The organism is Roseibacillus ishigakijimensis (assembly GCF_016595415.1).
Taxonomy (GTDB): Bacteria; Verrucomicrobiota; Verrucomicrobiia; order Verrucomicrobiales; family Akkermansiaceae; genus Roseibacillus; species Roseibacillus ishigakijimensis.
In genome coordinates this window covers 18,858-37,459 of record NZ_JAENIO010000023.1, presented here as the reverse complement: position 1 = coordinate 37,459, position 18,602 = coordinate 18,858, and the positions used below count along the sequence as shown (strand labels likewise).

14 protein-coding genes and 1 tRNA gene are annotated in these 18,602 nt (G+C 60.0%); 9 read left to right on the top strand and 6 right to left on the bottom strand.

Features of this window, described 5'->3' with window-relative positions; translation table 11 throughout:
• Positions 1 to 390: 390 nt before the first annotated feature.
• Complete coding sequence (locus tag JIN78_RS10155; protein WP_200391854.1) at positions 391 to 1,617, bottom strand: hypothetical protein; 1,227 nt, start codon at positions 1,615 to 1,617, stop codon at positions 391 to 393.
• Between the two features lie 111 nt (positions 1,618 to 1,728).
• Complete coding sequence (locus tag JIN78_RS10150) at positions 1,729 to 2,298, bottom strand: hypothetical protein (protein ID WP_200391853.1); 570 nt, start codon at positions 2,296 to 2,298, stop codon at positions 1,729 to 1,731.
• Positions 2,299 to 2,445: 147 nt separating this feature from the next.
• On the opposite strand from JIN78_RS10150, the gene folE reads away from it, so the two are divergent.
• The 4 genes from folE (at position 2,446) to JIN78_RS10130 (ending at position 6,058) form a co-directional block, all read left to right on the top strand.
• Complete coding sequence (gene folE / locus JIN78_RS10145; protein WP_200391852.1) at positions 2,446 to 3,027, top strand: GTP cyclohydrolase I FolE; 582 nt, start codon at positions 2,446 to 2,448, stop codon at positions 3,025 to 3,027.
• Between the two features lie 71 nt (positions 3,028 to 3,098).
• Positions 3,099 to 4,100 (top strand): bifunctional methionine sulfoxide reductase B/A protein, encoded by a 1,002-nt coding sequence (locus tag JIN78_RS10140; RefSeq protein WP_200391851.1) that lies wholly within the window; start codon positions 3,099 to 3,101, stop codon positions 4,098 to 4,100.
• A 55-nt stretch (positions 4,101 to 4,155) separates the two neighbouring features.
• On the top strand, positions 4,156 to 4,656 hold the full coding sequence (locus JIN78_RS10135) for a peroxiredoxin family protein (RefSeq protein WP_200391850.1): 501 nt from the start codon (positions 4,156 to 4,158) through the stop codon (positions 4,654 to 4,656).
• 34 nt (positions 4,657 to 4,690) lie between these two features.
• Positions 4,691 to 6,058, top strand: a complete 1,368-nt coding sequence (locus JIN78_RS10130; protein WP_200391849.1) for a dihydrolipoyl dehydrogenase family protein — start codon at positions 4,691 to 4,693, stop codon at positions 6,056 to 6,058.
• Positions 6,059 to 6,119: 61 nt separating this feature from the next.
• On the opposite strand, the gene JIN78_RS10125 is transcribed toward JIN78_RS10130, so the two are convergent.
• Complete coding sequence (locus JIN78_RS10125; RefSeq protein ID WP_200391848.1) at positions 6,120 to 7,034, bottom strand: sugar phosphate nucleotidyltransferase; 915 nt, start codon at positions 7,032 to 7,034, stop codon at positions 6,120 to 6,122.
• Between the two features lie 91 nt (positions 7,035 to 7,125).
• Here JIN78_RS10125 and JIN78_RS10120 point away from each other — a divergent pair, with 91 nt between their 5' ends.
• Both JIN78_RS10120 and JIN78_RS10115 read left to right on the top strand, forming a co-directional pair.
• Positions 7,126 to 10,227: a DUF7133 domain-containing protein gene (locus JIN78_RS10120; protein ID WP_200391847.1), complete on the top strand. Its 3,102-nt coding sequence runs from the start codon at positions 7,126 to 7,128 to the stop codon at positions 10,225 to 10,227.
• Positions 10,228 to 10,308: 81 nt separating this feature from the next.
• A complete protein-coding gene (locus JIN78_RS10115) occupies positions 10,309 to 10,935 on the top strand; it encodes a peroxiredoxin (protein ID WP_200391846.1) in 627 nt (208 codons plus the stop codon).
• Positions 10,936 to 11,003: 68 nt separating this feature from the next.
• Here JIN78_RS10115 and rpoN read toward each other — a convergent pair whose 3' ends face one another.
• From rpoN to dapF, 3 genes are all read right to left on the bottom strand, one after another.
• Positions 11,004 to 12,407, bottom strand: coding sequence for an RNA polymerase factor sigma-54 (rpoN, locus tag JIN78_RS10110; RefSeq protein WP_200391845.1), 1,404 nt, complete (start codon positions 12,405 to 12,407; stop codon positions 11,004 to 11,006).
• A gap of 145 nt (positions 12,408 to 12,552) precedes the next feature.
• The gene (locus JIN78_RS10105) at positions 12,553 to 15,030 is read right to left on the bottom strand and encodes a carboxy terminal-processing peptidase (protein ID WP_200391844.1); all 2,478 of its coding nucleotides are present in this window, start codon (positions 15,028 to 15,030) and stop codon (positions 12,553 to 12,555) included.
• A 91-nt stretch (positions 15,031 to 15,121) separates the two neighbouring features.
• Positions 15,122 to 15,928 (bottom strand): diaminopimelate epimerase, encoded by an 807-nt coding sequence (gene dapF / locus JIN78_RS10100; RefSeq protein ID WP_200391843.1) that lies wholly within the window; start codon positions 15,926 to 15,928, stop codon positions 15,122 to 15,124.
• Between the two features lie 116 nt (positions 15,929 to 16,044).
• On the opposite strand from dapF, the gene fabD reads away from it, so the two are divergent.
• The 3 genes from fabD (at position 16,045) to JIN78_RS10085 (ending at position 18,479) form a co-directional block, all read left to right on the top strand.
• On the top strand, positions 16,045 to 16,971 hold the full coding sequence (gene fabD, locus JIN78_RS10095; RefSeq protein WP_200391842.1) for an ACP S-malonyltransferase: 927 nt from the start codon (positions 16,045 to 16,047) through the stop codon (positions 16,969 to 16,971).
• A gap of 94 nt (positions 16,972 to 17,065) precedes the next feature.
• A tRNA-Asp gene (locus JIN78_RS10090) sits at positions 17,066 to 17,142 on the top strand.
• A gap of 212 nt (positions 17,143 to 17,354) precedes the next feature.
• Positions 17,355 to 18,479, top strand: a complete 1,125-nt coding sequence (locus JIN78_RS10085) for an aldose epimerase family protein (protein ID WP_200391841.1) — start codon at positions 17,355 to 17,357, stop codon at positions 18,477 to 18,479.
• The last annotated feature ends 123 nt before the right edge of the window (positions 18,480 to 18,602 follow it).

Below are 18,602 nucleotides of genomic sequence, written 5' to 3'. Positions count from 1 at the left end.
GAATGTCAGGGTGCCTATTATGACTTCCCATAAGTGAAGACACACGGCCAGAAGACGACGATCTGCTTGAGGCGTTCTACCACAGACTACAAGACTTGGTATTTGACGACTTCTCGTGCCCTCAACAAGGAGCAAGAAGTCGAGACGACGAAATTGCCCACCAAGCCGAGTGCGCACTTGCTCTCGCTCATGAAGCGGAAATACTCACCTACGCAGAGAAAAGTTATCGAGAGCTGGAAGAAAGAATCGGAGTCAAGGTAGGAACCGAGCACTTTGTGGAATTCAGCCTGCAAGACCGCTCCAACACCAGAACTGGAAGAATTCCTTCAGCTTTATCCTTGAGCTGATCGAGTTGAGCGCTGAACTCGGTTGGGGTGGGCTGGGGGCGTGCTATTGGGCGGAGTTTGCTGGCGTGGCGGTCACTTGATAGAAGGCTCTCGGCTCTGAGAGAGTGATGGCATAACGGAGCGTTTCGCTCTCTTGTCCGGAGCGGGTCTTGAGCTGGGCGAGTTCTTCCCACTTGCCGTCGAGGGATGAAGCTCGCTTGATGGTGTAGATCGTGTTGGGGCGCCCTTTGAGGTAAAGAGAGGGTCCGGTCCAGATTTCTCCGAAGGGGATACCGGGGTCATCCTCCCAAATCACGATATCGACATCGACAATCTCGGCGACCAAGAGCGAATTTTCGATAGAGTATCGCCAGAAAGCGTAGTTTTCCAGGTCGGTGGCGTGGTTGGGGGCGTGGAGGGCCTCCAAGTCGTTGAGAATGCCATTCACCTCCCAGATCGATTCCCATTGCTCTCCGGGCCAGCCCTTGGGCTGAATGGCGATGCGCGCGAAACCGGGAAAAGCTCCCGTTCGTTCGTAGTCGGTGGCATCGGTGAGTTCGGGCACGGTGTCTTTGGAAAATGTCATGATGGAGAGGCCGTTGAGCGAGGCTCCGAGACCGGCGAACCAGGCATCGCGGTCGCTGGCGTCGGCCCAGGCGATGGAACCTCCGTCGGCAGGCAGCTTGTCCCAGGTGTAGGGGATGTCGGCGTAGATGGGCACGGTGGCCATGCCTTCCGTTACGAGGAGGGCCCGGATGTCGGCGTAGAGTGCGGAGAGATCGTCGAGGATGGCTCTTTTGCCCATTCCATCCGCCGCATCCCAGGGGGCGGAGCCCTGGGGTTCGATATCGAGATGGATGGCATCAAAGCGGTATTGGGGCAGGTCGTAGAAACTGGAATTGAAGTTGATGAAGCGGGTTTGGATTTTGTTCAGCAAGCTGGCAACTTCTGCGGGATCGTGGATGTTGATGAGGTCGAAAAGCAGTTGCGACTGAATGCCGGCGAACTCGAGCTTTTCGTTCCAGGCCGCAATCACTCCGGCTTCGCTCACCGGCCGGTTTTGGTAGCTGCCGTAGACCCGTTTCACGCCGTGAGTGGTGAAGAAAGTGATGGTCTCGTCCTCCTTGGCGGCATCGCCCACCACCACTGAGCTGCCGTAGGGGCTGGGGCCATCCGGGGTGGTGGTGCTGCCCCAGAACCAGACTCCGCGATTGAGCTGGCCGTAGAGGGAAGTGCCGCTGACCAAGATGAGGACGAGGGCCCAGAGCAGGGAGGGAGAGCGTGAGTTCATGGCACCAATTGAGAAGTGTGGGAGAGCTCGCCGCGCGGCTCTCATCTCTCTCAACCGGTAGAGGATGATGCGATTTCCATCTTTCGGGAACTTTTTCTGGCGGAAGAGAATTCACCAGCCGACCTGCGCGAAGCGGGGAGCGGCTTGATCGGTGATGGATTCCACCACGAGGCGGTAATGGCCGGTGCGTCCGTCGGGAGCGGTGAGGGGGAAGCCTTCGGTAGAGAAGTAGTCGCCATCGGCTCCGCCGCCAGTTGTCTCGGTAAACCAGCGGATTTCACGGTCCATGATATTCGTGGAGCGCCAGGATTGGGGGATGGTGACGATGCCGAGTTCGCCATCTACGAGATGGTCCCGCTCTTCGTCGGGAGCCGACGACAAGACGGGGAAGGGGAGGGGGCTGCCGTAGATAACGAGGCGCTCGAAGGATTCCTCGGGATGCTGATAGGACAGGCGGTAGGTGCCCTGTGGCGAGGTCTCGATAGTGGGTGGGCCCCAGTTTTTCTCCAAAGTCGGCGAGCGTAGGATGGGGATGCGAATGGCGGCCAAGGAGTCGGTCTCCCGCAGGTTCTGCATGAGGGCTTCGTTGGTCTGCTTCCATGACGATGATTCCCGGGAGGGGCTGCAGGAAAGAAGAGTGAGCAGCGAAAACACGATGATCGGAAAGAGGCGGGTAGACATGGGAAGGCAGGAAGGATCTGAAGTGAGAGTGACAAAGGGAAGGATCTTCGGCAAGAGGGAAGAATTTTTCTAGTGGCAGGGTTGGTTTTTTTGGGAAGGAGAGGCTAAGAGGGCGTTCGGTTATCCAGCAAGAAGCCGAGACGAGTGATGAAAAAGGAAGTCGACCACAAGAGAATAGCCAAGGCGGTGAAAGAGATCCTGGCAGCGATTGGAGAAGATCCGGAGCGCGACGGCTTGCAGGACACTCCCTTGCGGGTGGCCCGGTATTTTGAAGAGGTTTGCGGGGGCTTGCATGAGGATCCGGCGGAGCACCTCAATAAGACCTTCGAGGTGGATCACGATGAGATCATCATCGTGCGCGACATCACTTTCTATTCCATTTGTGAGCATCACCTGGTGCCGTTTTTTGGTCGCGCCCATGTGGCTTATCTGCCGCAGCCGGACGGTCGCATCACGGGCTTGTCCAAGCTGGCCCGCCTGGTGGATGGCTATGCCAAGCGTCCACAGGTGCAGGAGCGCCTCACCGGGCAGGTGGCCGATGCCATTGAGCGCAAGTTGCAGCCCCGGGGAGTGGCGGTGGTTCTCGAGGCCCAACACATGTGCATGTCCATGCGCGGGATCAAGAAGCCCGGGAGTGAGACGGTAACTTCCTCGATGCGAGGAATTTTTCGAAACAATCCGGCTTCCCGGGAGGAGGTTCTCCAACTGATTCTCCGCAGCGGGCGGTGATGAGTCGGAATTTTTATTAAGTTTGCGTTAGGAAAATTTGCCACTTTGTGCTCACTATATCGTCGTAAACGATGAGTGAAATCAATTGGCCTCAGGTGCTGGAATTTGCGGAAAAGGGGAGTCCCGAGCCTGATCGGGTGGTGAAGAAATCGGATGCCGAGTGGCAGGCTCAGCTCACCCCCGAGCAGTATTCTGTTACTCGGCAGCATGGCACTGAGCGTCCTTTTAGTTCGGAGCACTGCGGATTGCATGAGGCGGGCATTTATGCCTGCGTGTGTTGCGAGACCGTTCTCTTTGACTCGTCGGAAAAGTTTGAGAGCGGAACGGGATGGCCTTCTTTCACCCAGCCGGTGAAGGACAATGTCGTCGCTTACAATGTCGACTACAGCTACGGGATGACGCGGGTGGAGGTGGTGTGCAATGTTTGCGAAGCGCACTTGGGCCATGTCTTTCCCGACGGCCCCGAGCCGACCGGATTGCGTTATTGCATGAACGGGGTGGCACTGACCCGGGTCGATGGAGGGGAGTCCGAGGGTTCGGCCGATTTGGCCAAGGTCACTTTCGGAGGGGGGTGTTTCTGGTGCACCGAAGCCATGTTTCAGCAGTTGCGAGGGGTGGATGCAGTGGTCAGCGGCTACAGTGGAGGCCAGTCTGGGGAGCCAAGTTACGAAGACGTGTGCAGTGGTGACACCGGGCATGCGGAGGTGATCGAGATTTCTTATGACCCGAAGGTGATTGACTATGAGGAGTTGATCCGGGTGCACATGGGCTCCCATGATCCGACGACTCTGAACCAGCAAGGCGCGGATGTGGGCACCCAGTATCGCAGTGTCATCTTCTATCGCACCGAGGAAGAGGAGGAGATCGCCCGACGGGTGGTGGCGACCTATGAGGAGACGACCGGGAATTCAGCGACGACTGAGATTGTTCCCTTCGAGAAGTTTTATCCGGCGGAGGATTATCATCAGGACTACTACCGCAACAATACCCGGGCGGGCTATTGCGAGGCGGTGATTTCTCCCAAGTTGAGCAAATTTCGCGAGAGTTACCGCCATTTGTTCCAAGAGGAATGAAGAAGGGGCGGGACAGGTGATGGGACGGAAGTGAAACGCCAAACTGGAGAATGAGATGCTGGGAGAACGCTATGGAATTGTGGGAGTGACCGCGCCGGAGCCGGTGGCGAGTCATTGGGTCGATGCCTCGGGAAACGAGCGGGAGCCCTTTCGGCTCTCCGAGTTCCAAGGGAACTGGCGACTGCTTTATTTTTTTCAAAGTTGGTGTCCGGGTTGTCATAGTGCGGGTTTCCCTACTCTTCAAAAGCTGGAGGAATTGCTGGCGGACGATCTGGGTCGCTTGCGGATGTGTGCGGTGCAAACTGTTTTCGAGGGGTTTGAGAGCAACACCTTTGAAGCCCTCCTCGAGACCCAGAAGAGGTATGGTTTGCATGCTCCCTTTGGTCACGATGAAGGCAAAGGTCGCCGTCGCGCGGGCTCGGAAACCATGCAGCGTTACCGCAGTGGGGGAACGCCTTGGTTTGTGCTCATTGATCCGAGGGGGAGCGTGGTCTTCAACGACTTCCGGATTAAGGTGGAAGGCGTGCTTTCTCTTTTGGACTCCGAGGGGGATTGAGCGCGGCAAGCTGTGGCGGAAATAGGAATTTATCATGAAAAAATATGATCTGATAGTGTTGGGAGGCGGACGGGCCTCGGGGTTGGCCATTGCGGCAGCACAGGAAGGAAAGTCCGTCGCCTTGATTGAGAAGGATCGGCTCGGGGGAACCTGCCCCAATACCGGGTGTGTCCCTTCCAAGTTGTTGATTGGTTATGCCGAGGCGGCCCGGCGGGTGAAGGAGGCGGATCGCCACTTCATCACGGCTAAAATTGAGAAGATTGACCGGGAGCGCATCTTTCAGGAAGTCAATGAATGGGTGCGGGGGGTGGATCCTCGCTACGAAGGCCGTCTCGACGGGGTGGACCTTTACCGGGGTCACGGCCGCTTCGTGGCCAACAAGGTCATCGAGGTCAATGGGGAGGAGCTGGAAGGGGAGACCATCGTGGTGGCCACCGGGACCCGTCCTCGCACCGCGCCTTATCCGGGGGCTTGGACGAACGAGAACATTTTTCCTCTGGAAGGCAAAGTCCCCGACTCCCTCACGGTGGTGGGGGGTGGCTTCATTGCCTGCGAGCTCGCCAATTTCTTTTCCGCCGTGGGGGTGGAGACTCGGCTCCTGGTGCGAGGAGATGACTTGTTACCCATCGAGGATCACGAGATTGGCGCGGTCTTCAAGGAGGAGTTTGTCAAGAATGTTCCCACTGATTTCGGGGTGTCGGTGACAGGGATGGCAGAAGTGGAAGAGGGCTATGAAGTCACCATTGCAGCGGCCGACGGGAGCACGTCGACCCATCGCAGCGAGCGCGTGCTCTTTGCCATTGGTCGCACCCCCAATACCGACGACCTGGGCTTGGACAAGACCGATTTGGAAATGGACCGCCGGGGCTACTTTGTGGTTAATGACAAGCTGCAGACCAATGTCCCGGGAGTCTATGCGGCGGGCGATGTGGCGGGGCGTTACCAGCTTCAGCACGTGGCCAGCTACGACGTGCACTACCTTCGCCAGCGCTTGCTGAAGGGGCTGGATGAGGAAATCGATTATGGCATGGTGCCACACGGCGTCTTCACAGACCCGGAGGTGGCGGCGGTGGGGCAGACCGAAGCCCAGCTCAAGGAGGCGGGCACCCCTTACGTCAGCGTTTTCCGGGATTGGAAGTCCAGCGCCCGGGCGATGGCTTCCCGCCTCGATTATCCCCGCGTGAAGCTGCTCGTCAGTCCCGCGGATTACTCCATCCTGGGCTGCCACCTGGTGGGACCGGATTCGTCCACCGTGCTGCATGAGGTGCTTCCCTTCTTGCGCTTGAAAAATGATGTCCGCGAAATGGCGGAAATGATGCACGTTCACCCGGCCTTGCCCGAGCTGCTTCTGGATGCCGCAGTGCAAGCGGTCAAGGAAGTGCGCGAGGCTCAAGCCTCCTGATTTTTTGGATGGTGTTCAAAGAGCGGCCTTGCCTCCCGGGGGGCAGGGCTGCTTTTCCCGTTTACAGGTCGCGGTCTTCGTGCGTTCCCGAGACGGGGGTGCTCGAGTGCACGATGCAGCGTTCGAGCCGGGCACCGGCCGTGACGACAGTTCCTGGCCAGAGAATGGAGTCGCGCACGAGGGCCCCGGCTCCCACCACGCAGTCGGGGCCGATCCATGAGTTTTCGATGTGAGCGTCGGCAACCACCCGGGCGCTCTGGTGGACGCGGGGATGGTCGAGCCCGGGGGGCATTTCTCCGCCAATGCCGTGGGTTTCCAGATAAGCCTCGCGGGTGCCGAGGTCCAGCCAGTGGCCTTTGTCGGCATCGAAAGCCCCCAGTTTTTCTCCCTGGGCCAGAGTTAGGAAGGCGGGAATGATGGAGATTTTTTCCCGCGGGGGTATGAGGTCCAGCACCTCGGGCTCAAGACAGTAGATGCCGGTGAACTGGTGAGTGCCTGCTCCGCGTCCCAACTTGTTGCGGATGTCGATGACCTGTTCCCCTTGCACCTCGAGGTGGAGGCCGGGGCCGGTGGAGCGGCTTGCGAGAGTGATGGACCCGCCTCCGCTGCGGTGCCGGGCGATCAAGCCTTGCAGATCGATGTTGGTGAGGATGTCGCCATTGTAAACGAGCACGGAGTCGTCCCCGATGAAGGTGGCGATGTTCTTGATGCCTCCCCCGGTTTCAAGAAGTTCGCGCTCGTGGAAAAAGTGCAACTGGAGATCCCGGTAAGTGGCGTCGGGGAAGGTTCGCTCCCATTCCTGATGGAGGTGGTGGGTATTGATGGCCACTTCCTCAATGCCTGCTTCGGCAAGATGGTCGAGAGCATGGCAGGCGAGGGGACGGTGGAAGACCGGCACCAGGGGCTTGGGGACGGTGTTGGTGAGCGGGCGCAGGCGAGTGCCGAGACCGGCACCAAGGAGGAAGGCTTTCTTCATGGCAACGCGACGCCCTTAACCGGAAGGAGGGAAAGAAGAAAGCGGATTGACAGAGAAACCGAGCTTCCGACGTAAGCGGGACTCGAATTTGATGAAAACCTTTCCCGTATTGCCCCTCTTGGTCATGACTGCGCCGTGGTTGCCGGCTGCTCCCGATGAAAAAAAGACCCCTCCCGTTCCTCCGGCCGAAATGCTGGTCGAAGGGTTCGAGTTGACCGTCTTTGCGGAGCCTTTTGAGGCCGAGTATCCGGCGGCGATTTCGGTGGCCCCGGAGGGCACGGTCTATGTCTCGGTCGATCCCGATGGTTCCTTGGGAAAAAAGTTTTCAGGACGAGTGGTGGCTTGTCGTGATGAGGATGGCGATGGCAGGGCCGACAAATTTTGGGACTACATTCCGGAGGTGGAGTCTCCCCGCGGTGGTCACTGGGTGGACGGGAAATTCTATCTCATTCATCCTCCGTATCTCAGTGTCTTTTGGGATGAGGACGGTGATGGGGTGGCGGAGAAGTCGCAAAAGCTGGTCGATGGCCTGGGCGCGAGTGCGCAGGAATCGCGGGGGGGGGATCACACCACCAATGGGGTGCGCATGGGCATCGATGGCTGGTTGTATATCGCGGTCGGTGACTTCGGGATGAGTTCCTCGACCGGGACTGATGGCCGCGTGGTGACCCTGCACGGGGGAGGCGTGGCCCGGGTGCGGCCCGATGGCAGTGAGCTCGAGATGTTTTCGGAATACACGCGCAATCAATACGATGTCGCCATTAGTCCCCGCCTGGACCTCTTCGCTCGCGACAATACCAATGATGGCAAGGGGTGGAATATCCGCGTCCATCACCACACCAATCTGGCCAATCACGGCTACCCCCGCCTTTACAAAAACTTTGCCGACGAGGCGGTCAAGCCCCTCCTGGATCTCGGGGGCGGGAGTGGCACCGGTGGCCTTTTCCTGGACGAGCCGGGATTCCCCGCCGGTTATCGCGGCAGCTTTTTCACCTGCGATTGGACGACCGGAAAAGTCTATCGTCATGAGCTGACTCCGCTGGAGGCAACCTTTCAGGCGAGCGAGAAAGAGTGGATGAACTTGAATCGCGCGGTGGACATCGACGTCGATGGCGAGTCGCGCCTCTATACCGCCGATTGGCGGGGTGGCCGCTTCGATTTCGCAGGCCAGAACGTGCCCGTGGGGCAGATCCAGCGTATTGTTCCCAAGGGATATCAGGCCGAGCCCTGGCCCCAGTTGCGCGATCTTTCGTCCGAGGAGCTCGTGGCTCAACTGGCGACCGAGAGTGCAGTCCGCCGTCTGGAGGCCCAGCAGATTCTCTTGCGCCGGGGAGGGGAGTCAGCCGTGAGCAAGGCCTTGCGCGCTCTTATGCAGGATCAGGAGGCCCCTCTCAATGGCCGCATTGCCGCCATCTTTACTTTCAAGCAGCTCTACCAAGCGGCTGCGAACGAGGCTCTTGTTTCTCTCCTGGAGGATGCCGGGGTGCGCGAGTTTGCCCTCCGGGCGGCAGCCGATCGACGGGGGCAGGTGGCGGAGCTGACCCGCCGCCAGTATGGGGAGCTGCTCAATGACGAGAATCCCCGGGTGCGCCTGCAGGCTGCCATTGCCATCGAGCGGGCCGGGCGGACGGATTTGGCCTCGACCTTGATTCGGGCAGCGGCGGAGAGCTTCACCGCTCTTTCCGGCTTGGAGGGACAGGATGATTACCGCTTCCCGCACACGGCGGTGGAAGTTCTCGCTGACTTGGAAGCGGTTTCGGCTTGTCTCGCGGCGGTGGAAAATCCCGAGACCCGGGGGGTGGCTCTCGCTGCTCTCAAGCGGCTGCCCCGGCTGGAAGCGGTCGCCGGATTGGAGGAAATCGCCGCCCAGGCAGGCAGCGACCACGAGCTTCGACTGGCGGTGCTGGAGGTTCTCGCTCGTCTCGTGCATCGCGAAGGGGAATGGGACCAACAGGCTTGGTGGGGCACTCGTCCCGATGACCGGGGCCCTTACTTTGCCCCCACCCGGTGGGAGGGGAGCGATCGGGCACTGCGGGCGGTGGAAAAGACTTTCCAAGCGCTTCGCAAAGATGACCAGGAAGAGGGCCTGAGCTTGCTCGCCGTCAACCGTCTCGATGTCACCAAGCTGGATTTGGGTGCTCAAGATCCGGTTCTCTTTGCCATTGGCGCGCAGGATTCTTCCAAGGCTCAGCTGGAGCTCTTGCAAAAAGCCGCCCTTGATGCGGACCGGAAGTGGGAGCAGCGGCTGGCCAGCTACCGGGCCATCAATCGCTCTTCGCAAAAAGAGGCCCTGCTGCAGCGGATCGAAGTGCTCGCTGGCTGGGCCAACGAAGAAGGCCTGGAGGAGATTGCCCGTCGGGAGATCAACGAGTTCATCAATTCTCCCGCGCTCATTCTCGAGTTGGGCCGCTTGAAGCAAATCGGGCAGCGTGAGCGCCCCGAGGTGAGCAAAATTGCCTGGCAGGCCATTCTCAGCTTTTCCCGCAGTCCACTGATCAAGGACCGCTTTCGGGAGAACGCTCTCAAGATCGCGCTCGCGAACCCGAAGGCTCTTGGATACTTCCACGCGCTGGAAGAGATGAAGCTGGAGGGCTTTGAAGGGCCCATTGCCGATGCCATGGACGGGGACAACCGCGCGCTCATCGAGGCCGCCACCGCTGCTCGGAAAGCCATTGAGGAAGCAGTGGCAGCGAAGAAGAGTCAGGGTGGCAGTGAGCTGGTGGCGACCTTGCCTGCGGACGAGGTCACCGCCCTGGTGATGGCTGCGGCCGGGCAGGGTGATCTCGCTTTGGGCGAAAAGCTCTTCACTCAGCAGGCCTGCGCCAGCTGTCATGCCGTCAGCCTCGATGAGGTGCAGAAGGGGCCCTACCTTGGTTCGGCGGGCAGCAAGTTCACCCGGGATTACCTCATTGAGTCGATTCTCGCTCCCGAGGCGACCGTGGCGCAAGGATTCCGCACCCAGATGATCACGACCAAGGATGGCGGGGTGCATCTGGGCTTCATCACTCGCGAGGAAGATGGCGAAGTGGACATTCGCAACATCGGCGGAGTGGTCACCACCCTGCAGGCGGAGGCGATCACCAAGCGGGAGGAGCAGGCTAGCTCCATGATGCCTCCTGGCCTGGGTTCTTCCTTGAGTGTGGCGGACTTCAATTCTCTCATCGATTACCTCGCGAGCTTGAAAGAAGGGTGAGAAACTGGCGGCCGAATCTTGACGCCGCCAGCGGGCCCCCTTATCGGGTCGCCCGCAACCTAACCCCGAAACACGAAAATCATGTCAGTACTCGTAGGAAAAAAAGCACCCACCTTCACTGCCAAAGCGGTGCAGGGTGAAACCATCATCGACGAATTCTCCCTCGAGCAATTCATCGGCAAGAAGTATGTCGTCTTCTTCTTCTATCCGAAAGACTTCACGTTCGTCTGCCCCACGGAGCTGCACCGCTTCCAGGAGGAGTTGGAGGAATTTGAGAAGCGCGACGTCGCAGTGGTCGGTTGTTCCACCGATTCCGAATTCTCCCACTGGGCCTGGTTGAACACGCCTCGTGCCAAGGGTGGCATCCAGGGCGTGCAATACCCGCTGGTGGCCGATATCAACAAGACCATCTCCGAGGCTTACGATGTCTTGGCTGGGCAAGAGGACTTCGATGCCGAGGGCAACCGCGTGGTGGAGGGGGAACTCGTCGCCTACCGGGGCCTTTTCCTCATCGACCTGGAAGGGGTGGTCCGTCACCAAGTGGTCAACGACATGCCCTTGGGCCGCTCCATCCGCGAGTGCCTGCGCGTGGTCGATGCCTTGCAGCACTTCGAGCAAAATGGCGAAGTTTGCCCCATGGACTGGCAAAAGGGCGAGAAGGCGATGACGGCCGATCACGCCGGTGTCTCCAGCTACCTCAGCCAGTAAGCGATTTGCCGCTTTTTCCGCTTTTCTCCAGCCGCCCCTCGTCCGGGCGGCTTTTTTTTTGGGGCCGGTTACTTGTAGCTCTTGCGCAGGTGGGAGGGCAGGATGTTGAGCTGTTCGCGGTATTTGGCCACCGTGCGGCGGGCGACTTTGATTCCTTGGGCTTTCAGAGCCTTTTCGATAGCGGAGTCCGAAAGGGGCTTCTGCGGATTTTCCTCGTTGACGATGGCCTGGATGGCTTCGCGCACCCCGGTGTTGGAGACATTGCCTCCCCCCGAGGTTTGATAACCGGTGGCAAAGAACTTGCGCATCTCGATGATGCCGTGCGGGGTCTCCACGTATTTCCCCGCGACGGCCCGGGAAACGGTGGTGGGGTGCACCCCGATGGTCTCCGCGACATCGTTCATGGTGAGGGGGCGCAAGTGGCGCCGACCTTTGGCGAGAAATTCCGGCTGGTTGCGAATGATCTCGGTCGTGATGGCGAGAATGGTGTCCTGCCGCTGATCGAGGGCGCGGATAAGCACTCGGCCATCGCGAATCTGGTCACGCAGGTAGGATCGCACCTTTTTATCCGGCGTGCTGGAGAGCATGTCCTTGTAGCTATCCGCGATGCGCAGGCGGGGGAGATTCTCGTTTGTCGATTGGGCGACCCATTCCCCGTCTTCGGAGCGCATGATGCGCACATCGGCCGAGATGATGGGATTGCGGGTGGCGTCAAAGGAGGCTCCCGGCGAGGGATCGAGGGCCGCAATGTGGTCGGCGGCGCGGGCCACCTGCTCGATGGAGGTTTTTAGCGAACGGGCAATCTGGGGATACTGCTTGCGGGCCAGAGCATCGAGGTGCTTGGAAACGATGCGGTGCTCGAGGGAGTCCGCGAGGCCCAGGCGCTCCAGTTGCAAGAGGAGGGAGTCCTGCAAATTGCGGGCTGCGATGCCGGGCGGATCGAGGGTGTGGAGGAGAGCCAAGGCATTTTCCAGCAGATCCCCGGAGATTTCCAGGCGGGCGGCCAGCTCTTCCGGGGGCTCGGCAAAGAACCCCCGTTCGTCGAGGTTGCCCACCAGGGCGAGGCAAGCCACCCGCAAATCGCCCTCCAAGGCCGATTCTTCAATCTGCTCGCTCAAATGACTGGCGAGGGTCTGGGGCGCGACCAGGGAGTTGTAGAGAAACTCGCGCCTTTCCTCCGAGTCCGGATTGCTGCCCAAGGCCCGCCCTTCCATGATGGCCAGCTCCCGCAGGTCATCGTCATAGCTGTCGTGGTGGTCGTCGAAGCTGTCTTCGTTGGGCTCGTCGAAGTCCAAATCTTCCAGGGAGTCGCGCTCCGTGATGTCCTCCAGGGTCGGGTTGATCTCGATTTGTTGTCGGAGCAACTGCGAGAGCTCGAGGGTGTTTGCCTGCAGAATCTCCAGACTTTGCCGCATTTGCGGCGCGAGGGTCTGCGATTGCGAGAGATTTTGCGAAAGTGCGTGACCAGCCATGATGTCGACTGCTTTTTAGCGCGGATTTCGCCGATGACCAGAACTAAAGCAGTTTTCGTGCCAAAAATATTAGGAGGGCGGGATTTTTATTAAAGACAATCACAAAAGTCTGTTTCTTTTTTGCGGAAGGATTTGTGAGTGACCGCTAGTAAACGGCTTGCTCCTCGCTGGCCCGTCGGCGTTCCTGGGCCTTGGTTTCGTCTTCGATGACACGCTTCAGCTCGGCGATCTGAGCAGCCCGGTAGCCTTCCTCGACCGTGTCTTGCAAAATGCGCAGTGTTTCGCGTTGCACCGGGTCCAATGCACTGGGCCACCGGGGTTGCTCGCGGGGGCCGGAGGCCAGCGCCTCGGAGCGGATGATGTAGTTCTGCGAATCCCGCTCTTCGTTGACGTGGGGGAGGACGGGCCGATCGACATCGTCCAGGGTCAGGCGGAGAAATTGAAAGGTCTCGCGGTCTTCTTTCTCCAGTCGGACGAAGCGCTCGTGGCGTTCGCGATTGCGTTGGGCGAGGCGGGCGAGTTCTTCCTCTTGTTCCTGCAGGCGTTTTTCGCGATTGAGGGTGGTCACATTGCGCTGGCGTTTGACCTCTTCCCGGATGAGGTCTTCCCGCAGGTAAGCGAATTCAGGATTTTCCTGCACGCGCAGGCGGCTGTTTTCGGCCACTTGGGGGAGGTGGAGTTTGGCGCGGTCCAGAGGCTGGAAGTTGCGCACGGGAGGGATGATGTCGTGGGGAAGGGCATAGGGGAGATAGCGCTCGCCGATCTCGTGGAGATCGTTGAGAGAGGGGAAGATGATGTCCGGCACCACTCCGCGCAATTGGGTGGAGCTGCCCGTGACGCGATAGAATTTTTGCACGGTCGTCTTCAGTTCGCCTGCCCGGGTGGGGTCTTGCATGAAGCGCAGATATTCCGCGATGCCCATCTTCTCCTGCACTGTCCCCTTTCCGAAAGTGGAGGATTCGCCGACGAGGATGGCGCGGTTGTAGTCCTGCAGCGCGCCCACCAGGATTTCGCTGGAAGAGGCGCTCTCGCGATCAGTCAGGGCCACCAGGGGGCCGTCGTAGAGGGGGGTGAGGGGAGTGGAAGCGTAGGTCTCCACGCTGCGGGCCCGGTTGCGCGCTTGCACGATGGGTCCCCGGGGGAGAAAGAGACCTGCCAACCGGGGCACTTCGGTGAGGGAGCCGCCTCCATTGCCGCGCAGATCGAGGGCGATGCCGTCCACCTTCTCGGCTTTCATGCGCGTGAGCAGACGGCGGACGTCCTTGTAGACGCTCGGGTCGCCATCCTCAAAGTCCAGATAGAAGCTTGGAATGGTGATCCATCCTAGCGTGAGGGGGTCGTTGTCTTCCCGCTTCACTTTTACCAGCATCGCGGAGGCGGCCGCATTCTTGAGCTCGACGGTATCCCGGGTGATCACCACTTTTCGCTTTGCGGGATCTTCCGGGGTGCGGTTCTCCACCAGGAGGCCGACCTGGGTGTCTCTGCGGCCCAGGATGAGCTCGACCACCTCGTTGGTCGGCAGGTGGGTGATGTCGATGATTCGGCCGTCATTGAGGGGATCGACAGCGACGATGCGATCATTGGGCTGCAGTTCGCCCTGGCGGTGGGCCGGGCCATTGACAATAAGGCCTCCAATGCGGGTGGAGCCATCGGGATTGGCACTGAGTTCGGCCCCAATGCCGGTGAGCTGGTTCTGCAGCTCGCGGTCGAAGCGCTCATTCTCAGCCACACTCAGGTAGTCCGAGTGGGGATCGTAGGCCTGGGCGACCGCGCTGAAAAAGTAGTCCGCGATTTTCTCTTCAGAGGCCGCTTGCACGGTCTCATGAAAGCGCTGGTAGCGGGCTTTGACGATCTTGCGGGGCGAGTCCCGCTGCCAGGCCGGAGGGACCAGGTCGGGGGCGGTCGGGGCCAAGGGGGCATTCTCCCGGGGCGGGACCGCGGGGGTGAGGTTGACGGGGAGTAATTCCTTCAGCGTCTTTTCCGCTTCGCTTTCTTCCCCGTTCTCGCTTTTTTCCGGCTCGGGTTGGAGGGGCTGCGCTTCGCCCTCGTCTGCCGGGGCGGTGGGCTTTTTCTCCTGCAGCCGCTTGGCCACCTGCTCCTGGAGAAGCTGCTCGGTGAGGATTTCGTTTGCGATCTTCAGTCCCCAGGCTCGCTGGGCGGCGAAGCTGTCCTCGGGCCAAAAGGCGTTTTCGCGCGAGAGAGGCACCAGGGTGTCGGCGGTGAAGTCGAAGGCCGCGTTGTCAGCGGCTTGCTCGATGAACTCGGTGCGTTCGCCAACCCGCTGGGCGAAGCGGCGGTAGATTTCCTGGGCGGGTTCCATTCCCCGCGAGCGGAAAAGTAGAATATCGAAAGGGGTATCCGTGGGACCGGTGTATTTGCCGGCAAAATCCGCCACATCGGCTTGGGTGAAATAGAGTTTCTCCGGGTCGAGGTTGTCGAGGTAGCGGGCCAGAATCCGCTGGTTGATATTCTCATTGAAGCGGAGAACCTCGTAATGGGCATCGCTCAGGGCGCTGATCAAAGCGCGCCCGACGTGATTGTAGTTTGCCTCCGCCAGGGCCGGGGGGGCAGCGGTGGCGATGAGTGCGAGGGAGGCGAGTAGGGGGCGCAGGAGAGTTTTCATCCGGGAAAGGAAACGACACCGGAGCGCTTCTTTTTTCGTCCGGTTGACCTCCGCATTGTAGCTCCGATTCCTTCAAGCGCGAGGGAGGAGCTTAAATTTCCACTTCTCCCGTGAAGGTGATCTCCGCCGGACCGGTCAGCGTCACCTTGCGGAAGTGATCGCCGTCCTTCTCGAAGCCGATTTCCAGAGTCTCTCCTCCTTTGACGTCGACTTTGATGGGGGAGGGCGCTCCGGTGAGGAGGTGGTGATAAATGGCGCTGGCCACCATCCCGGTGCCGCAGGCCAGGGTTTCGTCCTCCACCCCGCGTTCATAGGTGCGGATGGCGATGTGGCCGGGCGAGAGCACTTGGGCAAAGTTGGCATTCGTGCCCGCCGGGGCAAAATGCTCGTGATAGCGCAGGGTTGCTCCCAGGCGACGCACATCGAGCTCGGCGAGATTGTCCACGAAGCTCACCGTGTGTGGCACCCCGGTATTGACGGAATGAACGTGCGCCAAGCCCTCGATTGCAATAGGGAGATCGAGCGTGAGGTCGAAAGGATCGGACATTGCGACCTCGACCTGATCGTCGATCAACTTGGCGGAAAGCCGGCCCGCAATGGTCTCGAAGCTCACCTCGTCGGTCTCTTCCGCCAGGAGGCTGGCGGTGAAGCGGCCAAAGCAGCGTGCTCCGTTGCCACACATCTCCGCTTCGCCCCCATCGGCATTGTAATAGCGGAAGCGGAAATCGGCGTCGCTCTCCGCTGGTTCTGCCGCCAGCAGGCCATCGGCACCGATGCCGCGATGCCGGTCACAGAGCCGGGCAATCTGCTCCTTGCTCAAGTTGTAGGTGAGGTCGCGGTTGTCGAGGACGACGAAGTCGTTACCGGCTCCGTTCATCTTGGTGAAAGAAACGATCATACCCGAATCTCTGCGAGTGGCCTCCTTTTTCAAGTCGCAAAAACAGGAACCTCCCCGGCTTCTGGTCGCTTTCCGGGCTTGCCTGACCCAGTTCAAGCGGTTTGGCTGTCGTCCACATGACCAATTGCGTATTACTATTTGCCGGACAAGGTGCTCAAAAGGTGGGGATGGGCCAGGACCTCATGGAGGCCAGCCCCATTGCCTCGGATCTCTTTGCCCAAGCCGATGAGGTGCTCGGGCGCAAGCTCAGCGAGATCCTTTTTGCAGGCCCCGAGGAAGAGCTGACCAAGACCGCCAATTGCCAGCCTGCCCTCTTCGTCCATGGTCTGGCAATGTGGGCTATTTTGAAAGACGCATGTCCCGACCTCAATCCCGTGGCGGCCGCGGGTCTTTCCTTGGGAGAGATGACCGCGCACACCGCAGCGGGCAGTTTCTCCTTCGAGGAAGGTCTGCGCGTGGTCGCTCAACGCGGCAAGCTGATGGACGAGGCCTGTGCCGAGACCGAAGGGGCCATGGCGGCCATGGTGGGGGGAGATGAGGCGGCCGTGCGTGAGCTCGCCGCCGAAGCGGATGTCGATGTGGCCAACCTCAATGCCCCGGGGCAGATTGTTCTCTCCGGCACGGTGGCGGGTATCGATCAGGCGGTGGCGGGTGCCAAAGCCCGGAAGATCAAACTGGCCAAAAAGCTCAAGGTCGCGGGCGCTTATCACTCCCGGCTGATGGCAAATGCGGAGGCCAAACTCGGTCCCGTGCTCGCCGAGGCGCAAATTCAGAGCCCGAAATTTCCCGTCGTCAGCAATTACCGCGCGGAAGCGGTGACCGACCCGGCGGCCATCCGCGAGACTCTGCAAAAGCAGGTCACTGGCTCCGTGCGGTGGGTCGAGTCGATGCAACTCCTTCGTAGCGAGGGTAACGAGCTTTTCATCGAGCTGGGTCCGGGCAAGGTTTTGGCCGGATTGATGCCTCGCATCGACAAGGGAGCGACCATCGAAACGGCCGGGGATTGGGCCAGCTTGGAGGCTCTGATAGAAAAATTGAAATAAAGTCCCTTTTTTAGTTGCAAGGGGGCTCGGTCGTCATTAGAGTTCGCGCCCACGCCGGAAGGGACGCTGAAAAGCAAGCCTTCCGGTTCTACCCGGAGCGGTAGTTCAGTTGGTTAGAACGCCGGCCTGTCACGCCGGAGGTCGCGGGTTCGAGTCCCGTCCGCTCCGCCATTCTCCCCTGGGAGCTTCCCGGAAGAGAAGGCAAAAAGCCCGCAGTTTTCTGCGGGCTTTTTTCGTCGGGAGAGTCCAGCCGCCGGCTCTCCCGCCGGCCCTTTTCGCTTGGTCTGCCAGCGAGCGCGGTGGATTTTTCGCAGGAGTCCGTGCATTTTGACCATTCTCATTGCGTTGACCACTCTTCTTCCTCTCCTCAGAGTGAGAGGTGTATGAAGCAATATGATGCGATGGGGGCGATGCTGGGCCTGCTGGCAATGGTCGCGGGCGCGGCTCCGGCAGCGGACGAACTCCCCCAGGCGGAAGTGTATGGCACCTTGCCGGACGGGCGGGAGGTGCGGATCTGGACCCTGCGCAACGAGGACGGCGTGGAGGCCAGGGTGATGGAGTATGGGGCCACCCTGGTCTCCCTCTCTACCCCCGATCAGAACGGCCAGGTGGAGGACTTGACCCATGGCTACGATGATCTGGCGGGTTGGTTGGGCAATACCTCTTATTTCGGAGCCAGCGTGGGTCGTTTCGGCAATCGCATCGCGGCGGGCAAATTCACTTTGGATGGGGAGGACTACACGCTCGCCACCAATAATGAGCCCGGAGGCCTTCCCTGCCACTTGCATGGCGGCACCCGGGGCTTCGACAAAGTTCTCTGGTCGGGGCAAGCCATCGCCGGGGGGGTGAGCTTTTCCTATCTCTCCGCCGACGGCGAAGAAGGTTATCCCGGAGCCTTGAGCGTGACGGTGACCTATCGGCTCAATGATGACAACGAGCTCATTTGGCAGGCGGAAGCGACCACCACCAAGGCGACTCCCGTGAATCTACTCCATCACAGCTACTGGAACCTCAGCGGCGAGGCGACCACCTCCATCAATAATCATCTCCTCCAGCTCAATGCCGATCGCTACCTGCCCACCGACAAGGGGCTCATTCCGACCGGTGAACTGGCTCCGGTGGAGGATACCCCCATGGACTTCCGGGAAGCCACTGCCATTGGCCAGCGGGTGGAGGCCGATTTCGAGGCCCTCCACTTTGGAGGAGGCTACGACCATGCCTGGGTCCTCAATGGAGACGGCCTCCGTCTGGCTGCCCGGGTGAGTGAGCCGACCAGTGGGCGCACGATGGAGATTCTCACCGATCAGCCGGCCATCCAATTTTATGGAGGAAACTTTCTCGATGGCACGGTCACGGGAAAGAAGGGGGTCGAGTATGGCAAGCGCTCGGCCTTCTGCTTGGAGACCGAGCGATTCCCGGACAGTCCGAATCAACCGGATTTCCCGGACTGTATCCTGCGCCCCGGGGAAACCTATTCCCACACCATGATCCATCGTTTCAGTTGGTAAAGACCGCTTTCCGAGAGGCATAAGAGAGAGAAAGAAGGGGGAGCGAGATGGCTTCCCCTTCTTTTTTTACCCCAAAAAAGCCCGGGAGCGCACTCCCGGGCTTTTTGGTTGTGATTTCGATTG

What these genes read in the sequence shown, in the direction of transcription:
- JIN78_RS10155 (WP_200391854.1), bottom strand. Translation starts at nt 1,617, where the DNA reads ATGAACTCACGCTCTCCCTCCCTGCTCTGGGCCCTCGTCCTCATCTTG.
- JIN78_RS10150 (WP_200391853.1), bottom strand. Translation starts at nt 2,298, where the DNA reads ATGTCTACCCGCCTCTTTCCGATCATCGTGTTTTCGCTGCTCACTCTT.
- folE (WP_200391852.1), top strand. Translation starts at nt 2,446, where the DNA reads ATGAAAAAGGAAGTCGACCACAAGAGAATAGCCAAGGCGGTGAAAGAG.
- JIN78_RS10140 (WP_200391851.1), top strand. Translation starts at nt 3,099, where the DNA reads ATGAGTGAAATCAATTGGCCTCAGGTGCTGGAATTTGCGGAAAAGGGG.
- JIN78_RS10135 (WP_200391850.1), top strand. Translation starts at nt 4,156, where the DNA reads ATGCTGGGAGAACGCTATGGAATTGTGGGAGTGACCGCGCCGGAGCCG.
- JIN78_RS10130 (WP_200391849.1), top strand. Translation starts at nt 4,691, where the DNA reads ATGAAAAAATATGATCTGATAGTGTTGGGAGGCGGACGGGCCTCGGGG.
- JIN78_RS10125 (WP_200391848.1), bottom strand. Translation starts at nt 7,034, where the DNA reads ATGAAGAAAGCCTTCCTCCTTGGTGCCGGTCTCGGCACTCGCCTGCGC.
- JIN78_RS10120 (WP_200391847.1), top strand. Translation starts at nt 7,126, where the DNA reads ATGAAAACCTTTCCCGTATTGCCCCTCTTGGTCATGACTGCGCCGTGG.
- JIN78_RS10115 (WP_200391846.1), top strand. Translation starts at nt 10,309, where the DNA reads ATGTCAGTACTCGTAGGAAAAAAAGCACCCACCTTCACTGCCAAAGCG.
- rpoN (WP_200391845.1), bottom strand. Translation starts at nt 12,407, where the DNA reads ATGGCTGGTCACGCACTTTCGCAAAATCTCTCGCAATCGCAGACCCTC.
- JIN78_RS10105 (WP_200391844.1), bottom strand. Translation starts at nt 15,030, where the DNA reads ATGAAAACTCTCCTGCGCCCCCTACTCGCCTCCCTCGCACTCATCGCC.
- dapF (WP_200391843.1), bottom strand. Translation starts at nt 15,928, where the DNA reads ATGATCGTTTCTTTCACCAAGATGAACGGAGCCGGTAACGACTTCGTC.
- fabD (WP_200391842.1), top strand. Translation starts at nt 16,045, where the DNA reads ATGACCAATTGCGTATTACTATTTGCCGGACAAGGTGCTCAAAAGGTG.
- JIN78_RS10085 (WP_200391841.1), top strand. Translation starts at nt 17,355, where the DNA reads ATGAAGCAATATGATGCGATGGGGGCGATGCTGGGCCTGCTGGCAATG.